The sequence below is a fragment of the Synergistaceae bacterium genome (assembly GCA_012728235.1).
Lineage (GTDB): Bacteria > Synergistota > Synergistia > Synergistales > Synergistaceae > JAAYFL01.
Window position 1 is genome coordinate 1 of record JAAYFL010000012.1, and the last position, 19,165, is coordinate 19,165.

Consider the following 19,165-nt stretch of genomic DNA (forward strand, 5'->3'; position numbering starts at 1 on the left):
ATGTGCAGATGGCGAAAGCTTCCGGTGCAATTGATATTAAAATCGTGGGAACCATGGCAATAAGGAGCGCAAAAAACAAAAACGTTATTCAAAAGAGATTAAAAGAATTAACCAATATAGACTTAAAGATTATTTCAGGCGAAGATGAGGCACGTCTTTCTTTTTTATCTGTTCTTTCAGGGTTCCCGGTTGCACAAAAAAATAAGGTTGTCACCCTTGATGTGGGTGGAGGAAGCTCTGATATTGTGTTTAGCGACAAAGGTATCATTAAGAGGAAGATAAGTGTTGATGTAGGTGCAATTGAATTAACAGAAAAATATTTTTTAAAGCCTCCAATATCGCCCAAAAAACTTATGGTTGGACAAAAGGCTATCAGGGAAGAGTTTCTCAAACAAGAGATATCGGAGGAAGGTGCAATCCTGATAGGAATAGGAGGAACCATCACCACAATGGCTGCGATAAAGGCAAAAATGTCTGTTTATGATGCAAAAATTCAAGGGATGCCACTTAGTTTGGAAGAAATAGAGCGGCAAATAAGTCTTTTTGCATCAAAAAACATTGAAGAGCGTTCTCAAATAGTTGGATTAAATCCAGCAAGAGCGGAGATAATCTTAGCGGGTGCCTGTATAGTTCGTGAAATAATGAGACTCTGTAAATCAAAAGAGATTCTTGTAAGCGATAAGGGCTTGAGACACGCATTATTTATAGAAGGAGTAAGTTACTGAGTAAAAAAACAGGTGAAATGACCAATTCACAAAGAGTTGTCTGCTGTTAAAATGGATTTGTGTATAATTTTATATTGCTTGTTTGTGGAGGTATGAAAATGTTTAATAAAAAACTAAAGATATTTTTTCTTTTTTCCATATTTTCACTATTATTTGTGCCGTTCGCAGAGGCGCAGCTTACGGAGCAAGATGCAAAAGAAATCTGGGCTAAAGTTGCAGCAGCAACAGATTTAACGGCACTTCCTTTTACTGTAAAATCTGACGACAAAACTCCAAATGCGTGGGTGACAAATGGTAGCTCTGTAACTGTTACAACAGGGTTATTAAATTTACTGGAGAAGCGTTCAGAGCTATATGGGGTATTGGCTCATGAAGCGGGGCACGCCAAGTTGGGACACCACCAATCTACAGTAAATAAAGCAACCGGTCTTTCAGTTGCCTCGCTGTTATTGGAAAGGCTTTTTGGGAGTTCTTTAGGCGGAAGTGTTGCTTCAACGGCAGTTAATGTTGGCGCAAATTTAGCTTATGCAGGGTGGAGCCGTGAACAGGAGGTTGAGGCGGATGATTATGCAGTTCGTCTTGCTCATAAAAATGGCGAGGATCCTGTGGGTCTTTACACTGCTTTACAAAGGCTTTCTTCAAGTGGGAGAAGAGCCGAACCGAGCGGGTTTAACTCTCATCCGCCCGATGAGCGCAGATTATTACATATAAAAAACGAGATTCTTAAAGTAGCTCCAGATACAGAATTTCCCGGAGAAACAGCAGGGCAAACAGAAGGCGTTTCTCAAAACCCGCAAAAATCTGTAGAAGCTTCAAAGACAGCAGATGTTCCAATTGTAAAGCAAAAAGCAGAAGAGAAAAAAGAGGATAACGTTTATGCTGAAGATGGGCACTATGATATTAATGCCGCTATAGAGAGAATGAAAAAGAGGCTGTAAAGAAGTAATGAAAAAAACATTGAAAAGTTAAGTGAAAGCGTTTTAGTCTGTTTTAAAAATACATAATTTTTGAAAAGGAGCCACGATATGGTGCAATTAAAAGTTGCCACATTTAATGTTAACTCGGTAAGAACAAGGATTCCAATATTAGAAAAATGGCTTTCATCAGAAACAGCTCCGGAAATAATATGCTTTCAGGAAACAAAAAGCCAAGATGAAAACTTCCCGACAGACTTTTTTGATGAGATGGGATATTATTCGGTTTTTAAAGGGATGAAATCATATAACGGAGTTGCTATAGTTTCAAAAATGACTCCAGAAAATGTAGAGTTTGGACTTGGAGATGGAAAATTCGAGAACGCGGCAACAGAAGAGTCCGAGAATGCCCGAGTTGTTCGTGCCAGATTCGGAAAATTGAACATATTAAACACTTATATTCCGCAAGGAAAATCTATAGAACACTTAGATTACCCTTATAAACTGGCTTTTTTAGAACGGATAAGAAATCTGCTAGAAAGAGAATATAAGCCAACAGATAGGTTATTGTGGGTAGGAGACCTGAATGTGGCAATGACAGATATAGATGTAACAAGCCCGAAGTCAAAAAAAGAACACCCCTGTTTTCATATAGATGTCAAAGAGAGTTTGCAGTCTGTAATGTCGTGGGGAATCGTAGATATTTTCCGCCAACATCGACCAGGAGAAGGAGAATTTACATATTGGGATTATAGGGTGAAGGATTCTTTGTCCAGAAATATTGGCTGGAGAATTGATCACATACTTGGAACGAAATCGCAGGCAGCCCTTTGTACTAATGTAGAGGTTGCGAGAGATCTCCGCGCGATGGAGCGCCCGTCAGATCACACTGCTGTTATAGCAACTTTTAAAGAGGCATAAAAAGCGAAAGTTTAACAAGAGCCTCAAAAACTGATAAGCTTCTATCAGCTTTTGAGGCTCTTGTTTTTGTATGATATTATTTATTATTTGTTATAAATTAATCAAAAGGGCCTTTAATGCTTCTTCTGTGGACGGAAAGCTTAATTCAACTTCTGGCAAGAGATCCCCTATAGCTATAAATTTACCGCGGCCAAAAGCTGCTTGGGATATCATATCGCTTGCTGTATCGCCAAAGAAGTAAGGATTTGAAGAGTTCATTTTACTGCATAAAACTTCTAACCCTTCTGATGAAGGTTTTTTGATCCCAGTGTCATAATGTATTACATGTTCTACAGGGAAATCTTGCCAACTGAGACTTTTCTTTGCTAATTCGAATTCAATTAAATTACGTCCGGTGTATATTGCAACGGGCAAAGGAAGTTCTTTCCAGTGGCAACTGAGCATAGGTGTTTCGAGATTATAAAGACCTTCCCTGGTTTCGGTTCCGCAATAAAGGTTATTACAATATTTTCTAACTTCAAGCCGAGAAACCAATTCTCCATATTTTGACAAGACCCAGCCGGGAACTGTACCAGAAAAAGAGGTTAATTCTTTTTGCAGCTTTTGAGGAGAGGGGAAACTTTTTGAGAGGGATAAGTTGTTTTCATAGGCTGACATCGTAAGAAGAGTCCATGCAATATCATAGTCGTCGTTAAAAGCAATATGTCTTTTTAAGATGCGCTCATGTTCTTTTGTGTATCCTATGCCATCTGAGACTCCTCCGCAGAATTTTTCCCATCCTTCTAATACACAGAGCCGAATTACTTCTGGAAAGGATTTTTCTACATTTAGCAAAACGCCGTCCACATCAAATATAAGTGAGTCTGGTCTGTCTAAATTAGTCAAATAACGTTCCCCTTTCCAATTTATCTTTTACAAACAGGGTTATATTTAGCAAAATGCATGGTACAGAAAAAATGCAATTTTTATAATTAGATTATAGCTAATAATCAAGCCAGGTTAATTAAATAATTTCTGGTGTTGCGTTATATAAACTCCCATCAAGATCAAAAAGCCGCCTCCTATAGCATAAATCGTTATTTTTTCATCTAGTATGATGGCTGCGAAAATCATTGTAAGAATAGGAGAAAAATAGATAAAATTATTAGCTTTAACAGGGCCCAATTTTCGGATAACTTGATTCCATAAAAGAAAGCAAAGGGCTGATGCGAACAGTCCTAGAAATAGAAGATGTCCATAGACTTCAGGAATAAGAAAAACGCTTGGCTTCCATTTGAAGAGCGGCGTAAAAAGGAATGGAAATAAGCTTAATAATGCATAGAAAAAAGATTTCCTAGTAATGTGCGTGGCTTTATAACTACTGTCTATGCCCTTTAAAGTGACGGAAAAAATTGAGAATGAGAGAGCTGCAAATATTGCCAGAAGATCTCCCAATGGGTTTAATTTAAGAATAAAACGCCCATTAAACACTATTAAAAAGACCCCTGAAGTAGCAAGAAGACAGCCTATAAGAAATTTAGGAGTCAGTTTTTCTTTAATGAGAAAATGTGCAACAATTCCTGTAAGCATCGGTGCTGCAGATACAATTAAGCTAACATTAGCAGCCGTACTATACATTAGGGCTGTATTTTCAAGCATAAAATTAATGCTTACTCCAAAAAGACCGCAAGCGATAAATCTAAGTTCATCACGAAAGTTTTTAGGCATAATAGGATGTGGATCAATTATCCAAAAAACAAGATAAGCAATCACATAGCGAAAAAAAATGATTTCAAAAGGAGCAAAATATTTTAATAGGGTTTTCGTTGAGATAAAAGTTATACTCCATATGAGAATTACAAGAAAAGTTGCAGAGTAGAGTATCGGTTTGTTATCAAAATTATCAATTTTTATTTTCATAAGAACGCTCCTTTTTATTATACAAAAGCAATTATATACTACTCTCAAGATAAAAGTTGTAAAATAACTTTTTAAATTTAATAAATTTTAAGGAGTATGACGTCTTCGATTTAGCTAAAATATCTTGGCAATTTATGCTGACTCTTGACAAAATATCTATATAATGTAGAATATTTGCTCGTAACTGCAATAAACAGCGTTACTGTTACAACTGAGTGGTAGAATGGCCGAGTGGTCAATGGCTGCAGACTGTAAATCTGCCGGCGAGAGCCTACGTTGGTTCAAATCCAACTTCTACCACCATTTTTTTATAGTTTTATTAAATATTTTTAACCGGTGCCGTCTTAGCTCAGTAGGTAGAGCACATCCATGGTAAGGATGGGGTCCCCGGTTCAAATCCGGGAGACGGCTCCATGAAGACACAGTGCCACGCTTGATAAAAGCGTGGCACTTTTTATTTACATAAATTATTTGAGATTATATTAATTTTATAATTATCTAAATAAACAAAAAAGAAGTGCATTGTTAGTCATCTTTTTAAAAAACATCCTTTTAAGTTATAATTAACACAAAATAAAAGCATGGCGGTGTTAAAGAGGTGAATTTGGGTGAGCAAAACTAGCTTTCGCATGAAACACAGAGGTGCATCGTTGCTAATGATTGTGCTATCAGGCTTTTTGATTCTATCAATGTTATCTGCAATTGCCATAAACGTAGCTTCTCAGATAACACACAATGAAATATGGCGCGGGAAGGGGACAATGACCTCTAGACTCACTCATATTGCACGCTCTACGGCAAGCACAGTGGCAGAAGCTATTATTTTGGAACCAGAATATTTTGGAGATGCAGCCGCCATCGAAAATGGCGTTTTTTCTGAAAAAACTACAGTAATCGATGATCCAGAGACAGGGATTTTAAACGAAGTAGAGGTTAAAATACAGGGAGTTCTTTCCATTGTAGTTTTTGTCACAGTAACAGCGTATGAACAGGATAAATATAGGGGAGTAACAGCCAGAATAGACATGAAGGCAACCCCGAAAACTGTCAGATGGAGCATAAAAAAATGAGACGAAGAGGATCTTTTCTTGTAGAGGCCATTGTGTCTATGCTTATTTTCACCGTAGGATTATTGGCTCTTGCATTATCCTTAACTTTTGGCGCAAGGATAATTATTGATGCCGGACAGAACACTATAAAAGAACAAAAACTTGCTAATTTGCCCGAAGAATATCTAATGGACAGAAATATGAGAATAGATGTGACTTCGAGTCATTCTGGAACACCAATCAGCCCGATAAATCAAAAAATAGAACATAATGGGGAACAGATAGACGTTGTCACCAATATTGGTGATTCATCTCTTCTCATTGGGAATTCATCTCTTCTCATCACGAAGTTTAGATATAAATTACCCATTAAAAGAACGTCAACTTTCTATGTGATAGAGAGGAAACCGTGATGAAAAAACGTTTTAAGGGAATTACCCTTGTAGAATTATTTATCGGACTTTTTATTTCTGCAATTGTCTTTGCTTCTATTGCCTTTGGCATAAGAGTCGGGGTTGATTTATTTTCAAAAACTGCCGCTCACAGTCGGATAATAACGGGGACACGCTTCACAATTGATTCCTTTAACAGCAAAATTGCTCCAAAGCTTAATATAGCAAGTGAGATGAAAGTGCTTAATATCGCTGATATGGCTGCTATTCCGGCATCGAGTGAATTAGAAGACAATGAATATTATTTATTTTTGAAAGATGGCTCTGTAACTTATAGAAATTCTTCCGGGGATACAAAGTTGGTAGGCTCTGAGTACATTTCCTCTTTGAGCTTCAATTTGCCTTTTGTGACAAGTGCTGTCCCTGAACTCTCTTACTTTATTCTAAAAATAATTTTACATGCACAAGATGCAGAACAACCTTCAGCCGAGTTAAATGTGACTCTGGATAAGGCTCTTTTTAATAAATTTTCAAGAGAGGGGAGTTCTTTTTCTGGAACCGGCAATGTTTTATATTTTGTAAGTTCATCATATGTGAAGATATTAAATGCATCTGATATGGAATCGTTGTCTGGAAAGTCCTTATGGACAAGCACGATGATTCTTGCTGACTACTTGGTTCCCGAAAATGACGGAGATATTTTCTGGGCCGTTGCAAAAAATGAAGATGATCCGACAGAGCTTGTAGACAATTTATCTTCTCCCGGCTATTTAAAGCTTTTTACTACTTCGGGTGACGTCGTTGTAGACAACATAATTAACTCCCACCCCACTTCAGGTAGGCACGTAAGACTTGCAGCTCATAAAGACCCCCAGAAATACGAGATCAGCCCATATTATCTAAGGTACTGTGTTGCAGAACGCTGGAGCGATGCAGTGAAGATTTTACCAGAGGGACCTTCAGGTATAGGCCGCCCATATAAAGCTGAAGACACAGAGGTATTTACCGGTACAGGACCAGGGTCATCCATACAAGAACAAAAAGAATATTTGGACCAAATAATTGGTGATGTTTCAGAAACATTTGCGAAGGCGAAAACAGAATGGACTGAGCATGAAGGTGGTAATCCTAAATATCAAGCCAGCTATCTGGTATATGATCCGTTAGGAGATACAAATTTTGCAAGCTTTGTTGTTTCCGTACTGGAAGATTTTAATTTTTCAGAGTTCGTTGATGAGACAGAATTTTTCACCGTAGGATTGAATACAGCAAAAGAACTAGTATCAATAAGCTTTAAAGTCGATTCTTATTATTATGTAATATATAAAAACGGACATGTATACCAATTGACCAAAAACTTAATATTAGGAGAACAAGAAAACGAGGCAAGCTATGTCTATTCTGAGAGTACTGCCAAGTGGAGAATGATGAATGATGAGACATTTTTCACAGAGACATGGAAGGACTTTCAGGGAATGCCACCCGGCAGAACAGATTTTTTGTATAGAGAAAGCTTAAAAAATCACACTGAAATAGGATGGAGTAGGCTCGATTTAATGCTTTTATCTTCTGACTTAAATTATGAGTATTTTACCTGCAGAGAGTACAATTCAAGTACAAAATATGATTATGGAGATATAGTTTTTAATCCTCATGACAATATGATATATAGACGAGTCCGTCCTTCTCCTTCGTTAAAAGTTGAGCCTCATTATCAGGCTAAAATAATCTGGAATGCCATAACATATGTATCAAATAAAGTGATAATGCCGGATGGTACAATACAGGTTCCAAGAGATGTAATTCCTTATTTTTCTGCACGTAATAGATTTTTTGGCTTAGGAACATTGGTTAAAGGTTCAAATGGGAAAACTTATATGTACGCGCCTTCAAATAATACTGTTGCGCTAAGTTCATGGCCGACTGGCGAAATTGTGGACAGAAATAAATGGGTAGAAGTAACAGAGGATATTGTTAAACCCGATTACGTAGAGGCTAAATATCCGAGCGGAGAAGAAGAAGGAGAGGCAAGCAATGCAGATATCGCAGGCAATGAAAAAAGACCTAAAAAGGGTAGGTATTATCAATATGGAGGGTATCTGCATTTAAGTACTTTTGATTCAGATAAGTTGATTGAGTCGACAACTCAGCATCCGGAATTTATTCCTATTTTAAATAATAAATATAGGGACACGACTTACTATGATCAGGGCGCGGTTGTGTGGTATGAAGGGAAACTGTATAAGGCGTTGTTAAGTTTCTATGCTGAGAGCAAAGCAGCGCATAGGCCTCAAGATGGCGTTCAAACACTGTACTGGATTCCTTATAGCCGGAACCTTTTCTCAGAATAGCTGTTTGACTTAAACAAGCTTAGATGGAATTTTTTTGAGGCAAAGCTTGATAATAAAAAATAGATAGGATTTTAAAGGATACTTAATTCTCCAGTATGGCCATGACTCTTGTCGGACTTCCGTCTTGATTTGAAAAAGACAGGGGAAGACAAGTCAGACAAAAAACTTCTTCTCCTACTTTATCCAAATTGCAAAGGTTTTCAATAATTAAAATATCAGAAGAAAGAAGAATTTTGTGTATTTTCATTTCTTCAGAAGCTATTTCATCTGCTGAAATTGTGTCAAAACCTACAGCTTTAATATTAAGTGTTGTAAGAAAATAAGCTAAAGATTCAGAGAGCACGGGAAATTCTGAGGTGTAAAGGTTAGTATCCCATTTTTTTGACCAATCAGTGCGGAACAAGACGTAATCGACATAGCCAATTTTTTCTAAAGACTCTTTTTTGATATCTTCCAGTTTTATTTCACGTCCTATGCAGGCAGTAGCGTCAATTACAATTCCAAGTCCGAAGTATATTTCATTAGGATATTCTTCCAAATATTTTCCATCTTTAAATATGTGAGCCGGTGCGTCAATGTGTGTTCCGTTGTGCGAATTAATAATTAAAGAAGTTGATCTATATCCACTTTCTATAGGTGAGTGATTTTTTAAAACAGGGGGTTCGTCGCCAGGGAAAGTTGGCATATTATTTGTTATGGGATGTCCGAGATCAATCACTCTCATAAAATTTCGCCCCTTTAAAAAATATTAAAATTTAATTTCGACATGATATTCTTTTCCAAAATCTATAGGCAAATAAGACATTTTTGCTTCTCTTAGGCCGGGGTCATTTAAATCTTCTTCTCTGTTTACTATTTTTAATTCCGGGTATTTTTTTAATGTATTTGCTAAAAAGTCTCTGTTGATTATTTGGTAACCTGAATTATATTCTAAGCTGGCTTTTTCAAAATGGACAAATAATGTTTCTCCGGAAAGTTCCCCTATCGTGTAAGCCGCAATATTATCGTTTACTTTAATTACACCGCCACATAAATTAGGAAGATTGTTCCAGTTCTCTAAAATTCTTTTTATGGCACGACACTCTCTTTTCAATCCTATTACGTCGGCACAGTGATTTGCTTGGCACCAAGAGAGTTGAAAATCCATAACTTCTGATGTTATTGCATCTGTAATTTCGATATAATTATACTTGTAAGCTTTCCGAAACTGATTAACGCGATTTCGTTTTTTCATATATGCGTTTCCTGAGAGCGTCGCAAGTTTTTTGATGTCATAAAGATAATCCCACCCGCCGCGAAATTCTTCAATCTCAATGGATTCTCCAAATTGTTTTTGCCAAATTTTAAGAAGCCCTTCAGGAACATAATAAAAATCCATATTTTTACCAAAGCGGTCCAAAATTATTTTTTTCCAGTTTTCTTGATGCCAATTTCCAAGAGGAGCCAGTGTTACTGGATTGGGGGTAGCTTGTTTTATCCATAAAAGATCGAGTTCTTCGTCAGGAGCAAGACTGCAGACATAATCCTCGTTCCATCCCCAAAGAACGGGGAAACAATAACCGGAATTAATCTGGTCCATTTGTCGCCAGTATTTAGAAAAAAAATTAATATCGCCAAGTTCTATTTCTTTAAAATTTAAAAGCAAAAAAGCGCCTCCGTATCATTTGCCATATAAGGCATATTTTATGTTGAAAAATGGCTTATATGGGGAAGAAAAGCCAAACTAAATAAGTATTGTATAACAAGTTGGTAAAATATATCATAGTAAAAGCACCTATATACTGTATAATATTTGCTTGAATTTATGAGTTATATAACAATAGATAATCATTATTTTGGGAAGGGTAGTGTAAAGACAAATGTCCAAGCTTGAGGACTTAAGAAGAAAAGATAAAAAAAATATGTGCCCTAATATAGCAACAGAAGAACAGATTGGAACGACAGAGGAAGAAAAACAGTGGGTTTTGAAAAAAGAACAGCGTCCTCCGCTACCCAAATCTCTTTTTATTATATTAAGCACGCTAGTAATCTTTTTGTTTGTAGTTGGTGGAATTCTATATTATAGATCAACTGTTTTGCCGGAAAAACATTATCAGGCGGGAACGATTCTTTTTAAACAACAAGAATATAACTATGCGGTTGAACATTTTCTGAAAGTTTTAAAACTACGTCCGGAACGAAAAGATGTTCTTTATCAAATCGCTTTTTGTTTTGAAATGATGAACAAAACAAAAGATGCCATTCAATATTATGAAAAGCATTTAGAAATATTGCCAAACGACACAAGAGCAACAATTCGACTTGGTTGGCTATATCTAGAAAACGGAGATAAAGAGAAAGCATTAAGTGTTCTGGAAAACGCCACCAAGAAGGATAGGAAAAATGCGGATTTATGGAATTTAACATCAAAAATAAAAATAACAAGCGGAGATAGAAACGGTGCAATAGAAGCATTATCTAATTTTGCAAAATATACCAATGACACAGAGGCATTGCTTTCAACCGGGAAAAAGTTGATAAATTTACGTGCATATGAAAAAGCAGTTGAAGCATATGAACGATATTCAAAAAAAGTGTCTTCTGATAAACGAGGGGAACATGGTGCATTGGCAGCTAAAATTATGATGGGTCATCCTGGCAATAGCAAACTCGTTATAATGCCAGGAAAATCGATGGGATATATTTCATTGGATGATACGAAAGATAGAGTCAAAAAAAATCTTGGAGAACCTAACAAAAAGTTTTTCTCAAAATTCCAAGAGAAATCAAATTTTAAAAAAACTGATGTAGAAACATGGGTATACAACAAAAAAGATTTTCGACATAGAGCTGTGTCAATAGTTTTTGTGAATGGAAGGGTTGTAGAAGTTGAAACTGCCTCCGACAAGTATAAAACAGAAAAAGGATTAGGCATATCTAATTTCTTACTAACAAAGAATTCTAGCAACGTAATGAAAAGTGGAGAAATAAAAAATGGAATGGCAACCTATATAATAGATGGCGGCGGGCTGACCTTTTATGCTAGAAAGAATGATAAAAGCGGAATAGGAACAAAACATAGAAAACTCCGTCTTCACAAAGGAAAGAGATCTCAGTTTAACGAAATGGATTTCAATAAAGTAGGCTCTATCAAATAGATCATATCTTCTTGTAACACTCTTGAAACAGTTTATCAAAAACAGAAAAATAATTAGTAGGCTAAAACTTTTCTGCTGCTCTTACTCCCTCCATTGCATCTTTTGCATAACAGTCTGCTCCAACATGATTTGCCAAATATGGAGAAAGAACTGCTCCTCCTACTATTATTTTTACGGCGGGGCACTCACTTCTGAGTAGTTCAATGGTTTTCTTCATTGATGCTACCGTTGTAGTCATTAGAGCACTAAGTCCCACAATGGATGTCCCACTTGTTTTTACCGCTTGTAAAACTGTTTCAGGAGGAACATCTTTGCCCAAATCAATTACATCGAAGTTATAGTTTTCCATGATAATTTTGACAATATTTTTGCCTATGTCGTGAATATCCCCATGCACGGTGGCAAGGACTATTTTTTTTCTTTGAGTTATTGCAAGAGAATCGTTTTTAGAAAGAACAGAGCGCAGAAGTTCAAATGACGATTTGGCTGCTTCTGCTGATTTTATTAACTGAGGCAGAAAAATATTGTTGTTTTCATAATTTTCTCCGACTAAGTTCAAAGCAGGAATAATTACATTCTCAATTATATCCAACGGTTTTTTCTTTTCAAGCAAAGACTTTGTAGCTTCCTCCGCTTCTTTTTTTAGCCCGTGAGTTATTGCATAAGGCAGAGGTAGAGATTCATTTTGTTCTATCTTATTATTTTTTGGAGCTTGTTCTGAAAATTTATTTATGTACTGTTCAGAGTTGTTGTCTTTTGCTGTAAGTGTGCGAAAAGCGGCAACAGTTTCGGACATGTCTATGTCTCCAGGATTCATTATCGGGGCATCTAGTCCTTGTGTAAGTGCCATCGCAAGCATGGTTCGATTCAGCAATGGGCGATTGGGAAGTCCAAAGGATACGTTGCTGACACCTAGGACAGTTTTTACTTTAAGTTTTTCTTTCACAAGACGAACAGCTTTTAGTGTTTCAGATGCTTGTTTCTGCTGAGCAGAAGCTGTCATAACAAGGCAGTCAATTAGGATGTCTTTTGATGGGATGCCTAATTTTTTTGCAGTATTTATTATTTTTTCTGCTATCGCGACTCTTTCTTCTGCAGTTTCAGGAATGCCGCTATCGTCCAAGGTCAACCCTAGGATGGCACAACCATATTTTTTCACTATAGGCAAAATTTTATCAAGAGATTCTTTTTTAGCGTTAACAGAGTTTATTATGGGTTTGCCATTATAAATACGGGCGGCACTCTCTAATGCGTCATAATTTGAAGAGTCGATTTGAAGCGGTAAATCTAATATGGCTTGTATTTCTTTAACAACCTTGGACAGCATATGAGGTTCGTCTATGTCGGGTAATCCCATATTTACATCAAGCAGATTAGCTCCTTGTTCCTGTTGTTTTATCGCGTCTTTTAGAATAAAGTCAATATTGCCCTCTCTTATTGCCGCTTGAAGTGTTTTTCTTCCTGTTGGGTTGAGGCGTTCGCCAATTAGGGCAATGTCTTTCCCAAAAAACACCTGTTTTGAAGGAGAGCAGATAGCGGTAAAGTTTTTAAATGATATGGGTTTCGGTTTAATTTTACTAAGATCTTTCTTTAGAAGTTTTATATATTCAGGGTTAGTCCCGCAGCAACCACCAACTGCTCTGACTCCTAAAAGAGCATAATCTTTCATATATGAAGCAAACTCTTCTGCTGTTATGTCGTATTGAATTTCTTCCCCTCTTATGATAGGCAGTCCTGCATTTGGCTTTATAAAAACTGGTACAGAAGAGAACTCAAGCAACTCATTTACTATGGAGGAAAGTTGTTTGGGACCGAGAGAACAGTTTACTCCGAGTGCCACGACCCCAAGAGCCTCTAACGTAATAACCATGGATTTTACAGTGGCACCAAAAAAAGTATTTCCATTTTCTTCAAAGCTCATAGTTGCGACAATGGGGAGCTTTGAATTTTCTTTCGCAGCTATAATGGCAGCTTTTAACTCATAGAGATCTGTGAAGGTTTCAAAATGTATATAGTCAGCACCTGCTTTTTCACCGGCAGTTACTATTTCTGCGAATATATCTACAGCATCTTCAAATGATAGATCGCCTGCAGGAGCCAACACTTTTCCGCACGGAGCAACATCGAGAGCGATAAATTTATCTTTTCTTCCGGCTATGGCTTTCTTCGCGATGTTGACAGATGCTACAACTATTTCTTCTACGGAGCGCCCTATTTTTTTAGCTTTGAAACGATTTGCTCCGAAGCTGTTTGTAAGTATTACGTCCGCCCCTGCATCGAGATATTCTGTGTGAATTTCTTCTATGATGTCAGGTGCAGTAAAATTAAGTAGTTCGGGGATTTCTCCTACTTTAAGGCCTCTTTTTTGTAGCATAGTACCCATGGCCCCATCTAAAATTAATACCTTGTCATTATTTATTTCGAATGCCACAAAAATCCCCCCTTTTTCTATATAAGCAACGATCTGCAATGGAACAACTATCACATGATAATCCGCGATGTTCTTTTCTGTCAGATATTCCGATAAAAGCAGTTACTGATTTTATCGGAATGAGCATTGATGATTCTGTTAATCCCATGCCTATCCTCTTTTTAGCATTTAATATTTCAAGTATTCCTTCAGATGCAATGAGAGGAACGTCTCCATATCCGGGACTAAAGCGCATGGTTAAATATTCATTTTCCGAAAGTTTTTTTGCTTCAGATGCTTCTTCCATGTCACAAAGTAAGTCTGCAAGTGATGAAGCAAGGGCGTCAAGAATAACAGCATCGGACATATCTTCTATCTGAGTTCGCGATATCAGTGTATCGACATTCGATCCCAGTGTGGTTGCAATTAACAAGCAAAAACTACAATTCTTTAATAATTTGGCTAAACTCTCAGAGTTTACTGTATAAGAAGCGAATTTTACAGTATCGTTCTTAATCGTTACTGGAACACGAGCAGAAAGTGATTTAGGCGCTGCGGAAGCAATTAACTTTTCATACAGTTCTTCCACTTTGTTTAAAAAAGTGACATCGGCCGTTTGCTTTTGCATTGAAAGTAAACGCAACGTTTCTTTTAGTACGAAAGGGTAGAAGTTATTCACGTTTACCTCTCAAAGAATATAATATTCCGCGAATGCTTTCTGATATTGTTTTAGCAAGCGTAGGTTGATTCATTGTGTATAAATGGATTCCATCCACCCCATTTGCAAGGAGGTCAACTATTTGATTCGTTGCATAAGCGAGCCCTGCTTCTCTCATTGCCATTCCATTATGACTATATGCAGCTATTATTCTTTGTACTTTTGTCGGAATAGAAGCACCGCACAAATTCGCCATTCTATTTATCTGTGATGCAGACGTAATCGGCATAATACCCGCAATTATTGGAATTTTTATTCCGATCTTTCGTGCGTTATCTCGGAAATCATAAAAAAAGTTATTGTCGAAAAAAAGCTGAGAGATTAGAGCATCTACCCCACAATCAACTTTTCTTTTTAGATTAAGCAAATCCTCTTCCATAGAGGGTGCTTCAATATGTTTTTCGGGGTAACAGGCAGCAAAAATAGTGAAGTCAAATTCCGATTTTATAAACTTGATAAGGTCAGAAGCGTAATAGAAATCTGTTAGGGTTCCATCATCAGCTAAATCTCCGCGAAGAGCTAATATATTTCTAATCCCTTTGTCGCGAAGATTGGTTAGGATGCACTTCATGTCCTCTTTCGTACTTCCCACACAGGTTAAATGGGCTGTAGCCGGGAGGGAGTGTAAGTTTTGTATTTTGGAAGCAATTTCAACGGTGTTTTCTCTACTTGTACCACCGGCACCATATGTGACGCTTATAAGGTCAGGGTCCAAACTAACAAGAGCGTCTACAGTAGAAAATATACTGTCAAGCTTACCAGTTCCTTTTGGTGGAAAAATTTCAAATGATAACGTAGGAGCTTTAAGCTCGGAGAATTTTTTCATAAATGCGCCTCCAAAACAAGTGATGATATTTTGAATTTTACAGGTAACGGTTAAATCCTCAGATATTTTTCAATGATTCTTGCGGCACCATCTTTATCATTGTCAAGAGTTATTTCGTCTGCCATACTTTTTACATGGTTTTCTGAATTTCCCATTGCAACGCCGTGTCCTGCCCATTCAAGCATTTCTAAATCGTTTTCACTGTCACCAATAGCCAAAACATCTTTACGATGGATTCCCATCTCTTTAGCTAATATTGCCAGAGCAGCGGCTTTGTTCACCTCAGGATGGACCATCTCAATAAAAGTCCCCCATGATTTTACGGAGTAGATTCGCTCACCAAATTTTTCTCTTGTTAATTCAAGCTTTTCCTCGAGCATTAAAAAGTCCTGTTCAATCCCTAAAAGTTTGGAAGAGTTTACGTAAAAGCTCCAGAAATCATCTCCCAAAGGTATGGCATCAATTTTAGCAATACTTTCATAATATTTACATCTTGGATCATTATTGTCGACAACGTATAGGTTGTCGTTAAAATAAGATTGTAAATACCATCCGTTTGCATAATAGAAATCCATTATTTCTGCTGTTAGTTTCTCGCCCAACCCTTTTTCATAAAGGGTTTCGTCAGTTTTAGGATTGCGTATAAGAGCCCCATCAAAAAAAATAGATGGAAGATGTATTCCTGCTTTCTTTAATACAGGTAAGGCTGAGGTATACATTCGGCCTGTTGCTACGATTATATTTATATTTTGTTCAATAGCTTTTTGCAATGCATTTTTCGTTCGTTCACTCAATTCACACTTACTATTTAATATTGTGCCATCTATATCGACTACAATAAGTTTTGGTTTAAAACTCACAGAGCAAAAACCAGAAGAGATAACAGCTCTCCCAAAACAGCGACTGCACCAAGCACATCGCCATTAACTCCACCAAGCTTTTTGTTCATGTGCACAGCTAAAAAATAGGAGGAGATTGAGGCTAAAAACATTGAAATAAGCCAAGAGAGCGGAGCAATGGGCATGAAAAAAAGAGAACAGATAAAGGAGAGAAAAATGTCATATCCCTCAAACCCATCCACCCATCCTTTTGCCAGGCCTTTTTCCCAGGGATATTCACCTTTTAAGGCTGCGACACACATTGCAAATCTTCCTGTTGAAGCGGCAACCATCAGTGCGGCTATTTTTTGCGTGTTTGGCACGGAAGCAAGCAAGGTTGTCCAAAGAGCTAGTGCTAAAATTAATCCGATAACCCCATAAGAGCCGAGACAGCTGTCTTTTATCACAGAGCGAAGCTCTTCTTTGCTTCTTCCAGAACCCAACCCGTCCCAAAGATCACTCCAGCCGTCAAGATGCATAGCCCAGCCTGAAAGAACATAAAATGCTGCTCCAATCCACGCTGCAGGAAGATTTCCGATACGTAAAAGGGAAAAAAAGAGAACAATCATGGCTGTTAGCATGCCAATTATGCCTCCGACAATCGGAGAAAGAACGAGCGCATCTTTGCCTTGAATATTTTCTTCCGGCCAAAAACGTTTAGGTAGGGGAATACGTGTTAATAAAGTCCATATAACCACAAAGCGAGACAAGAAATTAAAAGAAAAGCGAGTATTGCGAATTTCGCTCTCTAATTTGCTCATATAAGCTTCAAAAGTTTTTTTCATCTATTATTTACACCTCATTTAAATCATATTGTTTGTAAAGACTAATATTATAAGGCCTCTTTTCCTTTTATCCAAAGAGGACAGCCCGCAACGACTAGTGCAACATTGTCTGCTTTCGATGCCACGAGCTGATTTATTCTTCCTTGAAGGTCGCGGAATCTTCTGCCCATTATATAAGGTGGAACAAGACCAAAGCCAACTTCATTGCTTACTATGATTAGGTGAGTGTTCCCTTTAGGTGCATTGCACAATTTTTCAGTAAGGGTTCTGATCTCTTCCTCTCTCTTGAGCCAGCTTTCTTCATCACCTTTTTCAGAAAGATCGTTTTCTAGAAAAAATCGAGTTAACCACATAGTCAAACAGTCGAGCAGTAAAACTCCGGAAAGAGAAGCTATCACAGAGGGAAGAGTAGTAAGATCTCCCTCCCAAGTATCCCATTCTTGAGGACGTCTTTTCTTGTGTATTTCTACTCGTTTCAACATCTCAGAGTCTTTTGTCTCTGCCGTAGCGAGATAAGTTACTTTGTCATTAGACTTTAATGCTAATAGCTCTGCAAAAGAACTTTTCCCACTTCTTGCCCCACCCAGAATTAAAGTTATACGAGGATTCATGATTAAAGACCGAAGTTCAAGTTGTTTAACAAATTTTCCAGTGTCTGTTCAACAACTTTGTCCTTTATATTATCTGGAGTCTTGCTTTTGCCTGGGCCAACGGGAATTTCAAAATTAATTTTTATTTTAGTATTGCCGTCTAGAATAGTTTTCTCCTCTGGGTCGCTATCCGATTTAGGAATATTTTTCGAGGTGCCGGGTTTTGTGGTATTTTTGTCAACTTTGACGTTGCTATACTGCAATGCTCCAATTTTTCCATTAATATTCATTGTAATAAAACTGAATTCATTGCGAGTGTAGCCTGATAATACACCTCCAAGAAAGTTTTTAAGCAGTTCATTTTTATCCAAGTTATCTGAAGTGAGATCGGTACCGACACTTATCACTCCTTGCAATGCTCCCAAGAGAGCGTTTAACGCTCTAATATTGACTTTCCCCATTGCAAAAAGTGCAACCTCTTGCTTATTATTAACCAGCCCGTCGAGCATGACATAGCGATATACGGGGTCTCCCTCCGGAGCTAAAGCTTGACTGCCGGGAAGAATGGCAATATTTCCTCCGTCAAAAGTAAAGGTTGCTTGCACAGATTCAAATCTTAACGGGTTACCTGATGTATATTTCATGGCCGCTTCTACCGCATCAAATTCGGAGATAGAACCGTCTTTCATTATTATGACACCGCTTCCATTCACCGTACTAAGCCTTCCTGTCTCACCCTGGCCTCTTATTTTTAAGTCAGCTTTCCCTGTTATTTCTCCCTTGATATTGGGAAGAAACTGCTTAACAGTTGAGTCTATATTAATATCAAGTGCCGTTAACATTCCCCCCCAGACGTTCTTTTTAAGATCTACGGCAATACCGCCGGACAAAATTCCGCCGTTCATGTCAGTATTTACGTCTTCAATAAATGCATATCCGTCTGCTATATAAAAGGGAGCATTTAAATTTGTAAACTTAATACCCATGACTCTTAGCCAGTTGGATTTAATTTGTCCTTTACCGGTAAAATTGCCAAGTTTACCATCGCCGTGCAGTTCAAAACTGGCACGACCTCCCAGTCTGTCTCTTACTTTTTCAGGGAGATAGGCTCCGAACTGTCTAAGGTCAACTCTATCGCCTTCTACGTTTAACAGAGTTTCCCAGCTTTCATTTTTTTTATATATTTTACCGGAACCACTTATAGATCCGTCTTTTAAAGAAGCTTTTGCATTCGAAATGTCTATGTTCTTATGGTCTGCGTTAAAATCAAAAGAAACTTCAGGAAGTAAGAAATCACGGTACCTAAGGGGTTCCAACGTTGCCACTCCAGAAAAAGTTGGAGTAGATGCAGGCCCTTTAACATGTATTTCGCTTTTCAATAACCCCTGAACGCCTCTTACAGATGGGAGGTGTTTTCTAAGAAGTTCGTATAAATTTAATTCGTCCGTCAGAATTTTTAGGTCAAGGACAGCGTCTTCTGCAGATGTAACTTTATTAGCTAGAGTAATTTTTCCGTTTATCTTAGCATTGCCGTGCAAAAACTTTGCATAAACATTGTTTATAGACACAT

At 37.5% G+C, this 19,165-nt stretch carries 18 protein-coding genes and 2 tRNA genes; 9 read left to right on the plus strand and 11 right to left on the minus strand.

From position 1 onward, the window contains the following. The 3 genes from GXZ13_00615 to xth all read left to right on the plus strand — a co-directional run. The coding region (locus tag GXZ13_00615; protein ID NLX74349.1) for a Ppx/GppA family phosphatase at positions 1-725 on the plus strand (725 nt) is incomplete at its 5' end. 98 nt (positions 726-823) lie between these two features. Beyond that, positions 824-1,663 (plus strand): M48 family metalloprotease, encoded by an 840-nt coding sequence (locus GXZ13_00620; GenBank protein ID NLX74350.1) that lies wholly within the window; start codon positions 824-826, stop codon positions 1,661-1,663. Between the two features lie 87 nt (positions 1,664-1,750). Beyond that, entirely contained in the window at positions 1,751-2,560 is an 810-nt protein-coding gene (gene xth, locus GXZ13_00625; protein NLX74351.1) for an exodeoxyribonuclease III, read from the plus strand. Positions 2,561-2,650: 90 nt separating this feature from the next. Here xth and GXZ13_00630 read toward each other — a convergent pair whose 3' ends face one another. Together GXZ13_00630 and GXZ13_00635 are read right to left on the minus strand one after the other, a co-directional pair. Then, positions 2,651-3,445: an HAD family hydrolase gene (locus tag GXZ13_00630; protein ID NLX74352.1), complete on the minus strand. Its 795-nt coding sequence runs from the start codon at positions 3,443-3,445 to the stop codon at positions 2,651-2,653. Positions 3,446-3,559: 114 nt separating this feature from the next. Continuing rightward, on the minus strand, positions 3,560-4,459 hold the full coding sequence (locus tag GXZ13_00635) for a DMT family transporter (GenBank protein NLX74353.1): 900 nt from the start codon (positions 4,457-4,459) through the stop codon (positions 3,560-3,562). Positions 4,460-4,676: 217 nt separating this feature from the next. Between GXZ13_00635 and GXZ13_00640 the strand changes: the two genes are divergently transcribed. From GXZ13_00640 to GXZ13_00660, 5 genes are all read left to right on the plus strand, one after another. Further along, positions 4,677-4,762: transfer RNA gene (locus GXZ13_00640), tRNA-Tyr, on the plus strand. A gap of 35 nt (positions 4,763-4,797) precedes the next feature. After that, a tRNA-Thr gene (locus GXZ13_00645) sits at positions 4,798-4,873 on the plus strand. A 194-nt stretch (positions 4,874-5,067) separates the two neighbouring features. Next, a complete protein-coding gene (locus GXZ13_00650; GenBank protein NLX74354.1) occupies positions 5,068-5,529 on the plus strand; it encodes a hypothetical protein in 462 nt (153 codons plus the stop codon). After that, complete coding sequence (locus tag GXZ13_00655; GenBank protein ID NLX74355.1) at positions 5,526-5,921, plus strand: hypothetical protein; 396 nt, start codon at positions 5,526-5,528, stop codon at positions 5,919-5,921. The genes GXZ13_00650 and GXZ13_00655 overlap by 4 nt, the downstream gene beginning before the upstream one ends. Next, positions 5,921-8,251 carry a hypothetical protein gene (locus GXZ13_00660; protein ID NLX74356.1) on the plus strand — a complete coding sequence of 777 codons (2,331 nt, stop codon included), beginning with the start codon at positions 5,921-5,923 and terminating at the stop codon, positions 8,249-8,251. Before GXZ13_00655 ends, GXZ13_00660 begins: the two co-directional genes overlap by 1 nt. An 82-nt stretch (positions 8,252-8,333) precedes the next feature. Here GXZ13_00660 and GXZ13_00665 read toward each other — a convergent pair whose 3' ends face one another. After that, positions 8,334-8,975, minus strand: a complete 642-nt coding sequence (locus GXZ13_00665; GenBank protein NLX74357.1) for a cyclase family protein — start codon at positions 8,973-8,975, stop codon at positions 8,334-8,336. 24 nt (positions 8,976-8,999) lie between these two features. After that, entirely contained in the window at positions 9,000-9,896 is an 897-nt protein-coding gene (locus tag GXZ13_00670) for a DUF2156 domain-containing protein (protein NLX74358.1), read from the minus strand. A 214-nt stretch (positions 9,897-10,110) separates the two neighbouring features. Here GXZ13_00670 and GXZ13_00675 point away from each other — a divergent pair, with 214 nt between their 5' ends. Next, positions 10,111-11,388, plus strand: coding sequence for a tetratricopeptide repeat protein (locus GXZ13_00675; GenBank protein NLX74359.1), 1,278 nt, complete (start codon positions 10,111-10,113; stop codon positions 11,386-11,388). 61 nt (positions 11,389-11,449) lie between these two features. Here the strand turns inward: GXZ13_00675 and GXZ13_00680 are convergent, their stop codons facing one another. From GXZ13_00680 to GXZ13_00710, 7 genes are all read right to left on the minus strand, one after another. Next, on the minus strand, positions 11,450-13,771 hold the full coding sequence (locus tag GXZ13_00680) for a dihydropteroate synthase (protein NLX74360.1): 2,322 nt from the start codon (positions 13,769-13,771) through the stop codon (positions 11,450-11,452). A gap of 28 nt (positions 13,772-13,799) precedes the next feature. Continuing rightward, positions 13,800-14,477 (minus strand): hypothetical protein, encoded by a 678-nt coding sequence (locus GXZ13_00685; GenBank protein NLX74361.1) that lies wholly within the window; start codon positions 14,475-14,477, stop codon positions 13,800-13,802. After that, positions 14,470-15,342 carry a methylenetetrahydrofolate reductase [NAD(P)H] gene (gene metF / locus GXZ13_00690; GenBank protein NLX74362.1) on the minus strand — a complete coding sequence of 291 codons (873 nt, stop codon included), beginning with the start codon at positions 15,340-15,342 and terminating at the stop codon, positions 14,470-14,472. Before metF ends, GXZ13_00685 begins: the two co-directional genes overlap by 8 nt. A gap of 50 nt (positions 15,343-15,392) precedes the next feature. Next, positions 15,393-16,202, minus strand: a complete 810-nt coding sequence (locus tag GXZ13_00695; GenBank protein NLX74363.1) for an HAD family phosphatase — start codon at positions 16,200-16,202, stop codon at positions 15,393-15,395. Then, positions 16,199-17,005 (minus strand): adenosylcobinamide-GDP ribazoletransferase, encoded by an 807-nt coding sequence (locus GXZ13_00700; GenBank protein ID NLX74364.1) that lies wholly within the window; start codon positions 17,003-17,005, stop codon positions 16,199-16,201. Before GXZ13_00700 ends, GXZ13_00695 begins: the two co-directional genes overlap by 4 nt. Positions 17,006-17,052: 47 nt before the next feature. Then, on the minus strand, positions 17,053-17,616 hold the full coding sequence (gene cobU / locus GXZ13_00705) for a bifunctional adenosylcobinamide kinase/adenosylcobinamide-phosphate guanylyltransferase (protein ID NLX74365.1): 564 nt from the start codon (positions 17,614-17,616) through the stop codon (positions 17,053-17,055). Positions 17,617-17,618: 2 nt separating this feature from the next. Next, a partial coding sequence (locus tag GXZ13_00710; GenBank protein NLX74366.1) for a hypothetical protein occupies positions 17,619-19,165 on the minus strand: 1,547 nt, incomplete at its 5' end.

Coding starts and splice junctions, on each gene's coding strand:
- cobU (NLX74365.1), bottom strand. CDS start 17,616: ATGAATCCTCGTATAACTTTAATTCTGGGTGGGGCAAGAAGTGGGAAA.
- GXZ13_00680 (NLX74360.1), bottom strand. CDS start 13,771: ATGGGTACTATGCTACAAAAAAGAGGCCTTAAAGTAGGAGAAATCCCC.
- GXZ13_00675 (NLX74359.1), top strand. CDS start 10,111: ATGTCCAAGCTTGAGGACTTAAGAAGAAAAGATAAAAAAAATATGTGC.
- GXZ13_00620 (NLX74350.1), top strand. CDS start 824: ATGTTTAATAAAAAACTAAAGATATTTTTTCTTTTTTCCATATTTTCA.
- GXZ13_00635 (NLX74353.1), bottom strand. CDS start 4,459: ATGAAAATAAAAATTGATAATTTTGATAACAAACCGATACTCTACTCT.
- GXZ13_00655 (NLX74355.1), top strand. CDS start 5,526: ATGAGACGAAGAGGATCTTTTCTTGTAGAGGCCATTGTGTCTATGCTT.
- xth (NLX74351.1), top strand. CDS start 1,751: ATGGTGCAATTAAAAGTTGCCACATTTAATGTTAACTCGGTAAGAACA.
- GXZ13_00665 (NLX74357.1), bottom strand. CDS start 8,975: ATGAGAGTGATTGATCTCGGACATCCCATAACAAATAATATGCCAACT.
- GXZ13_00700 (NLX74364.1), bottom strand. CDS start 17,005: ATGAAAAAAACTTTTGAAGCTTATATGAGCAAATTAGAGAGCGAAATT.
- GXZ13_00660 (NLX74356.1), top strand. CDS start 5,921: ATGAAAAAACGTTTTAAGGGAATTACCCTTGTAGAATTATTTATCGGA.
- metF (NLX74362.1), bottom strand. CDS start 15,342: ATGAAAAAATTCTCCGAGCTTAAAGCTCCTACGTTATCATTTGAAATT.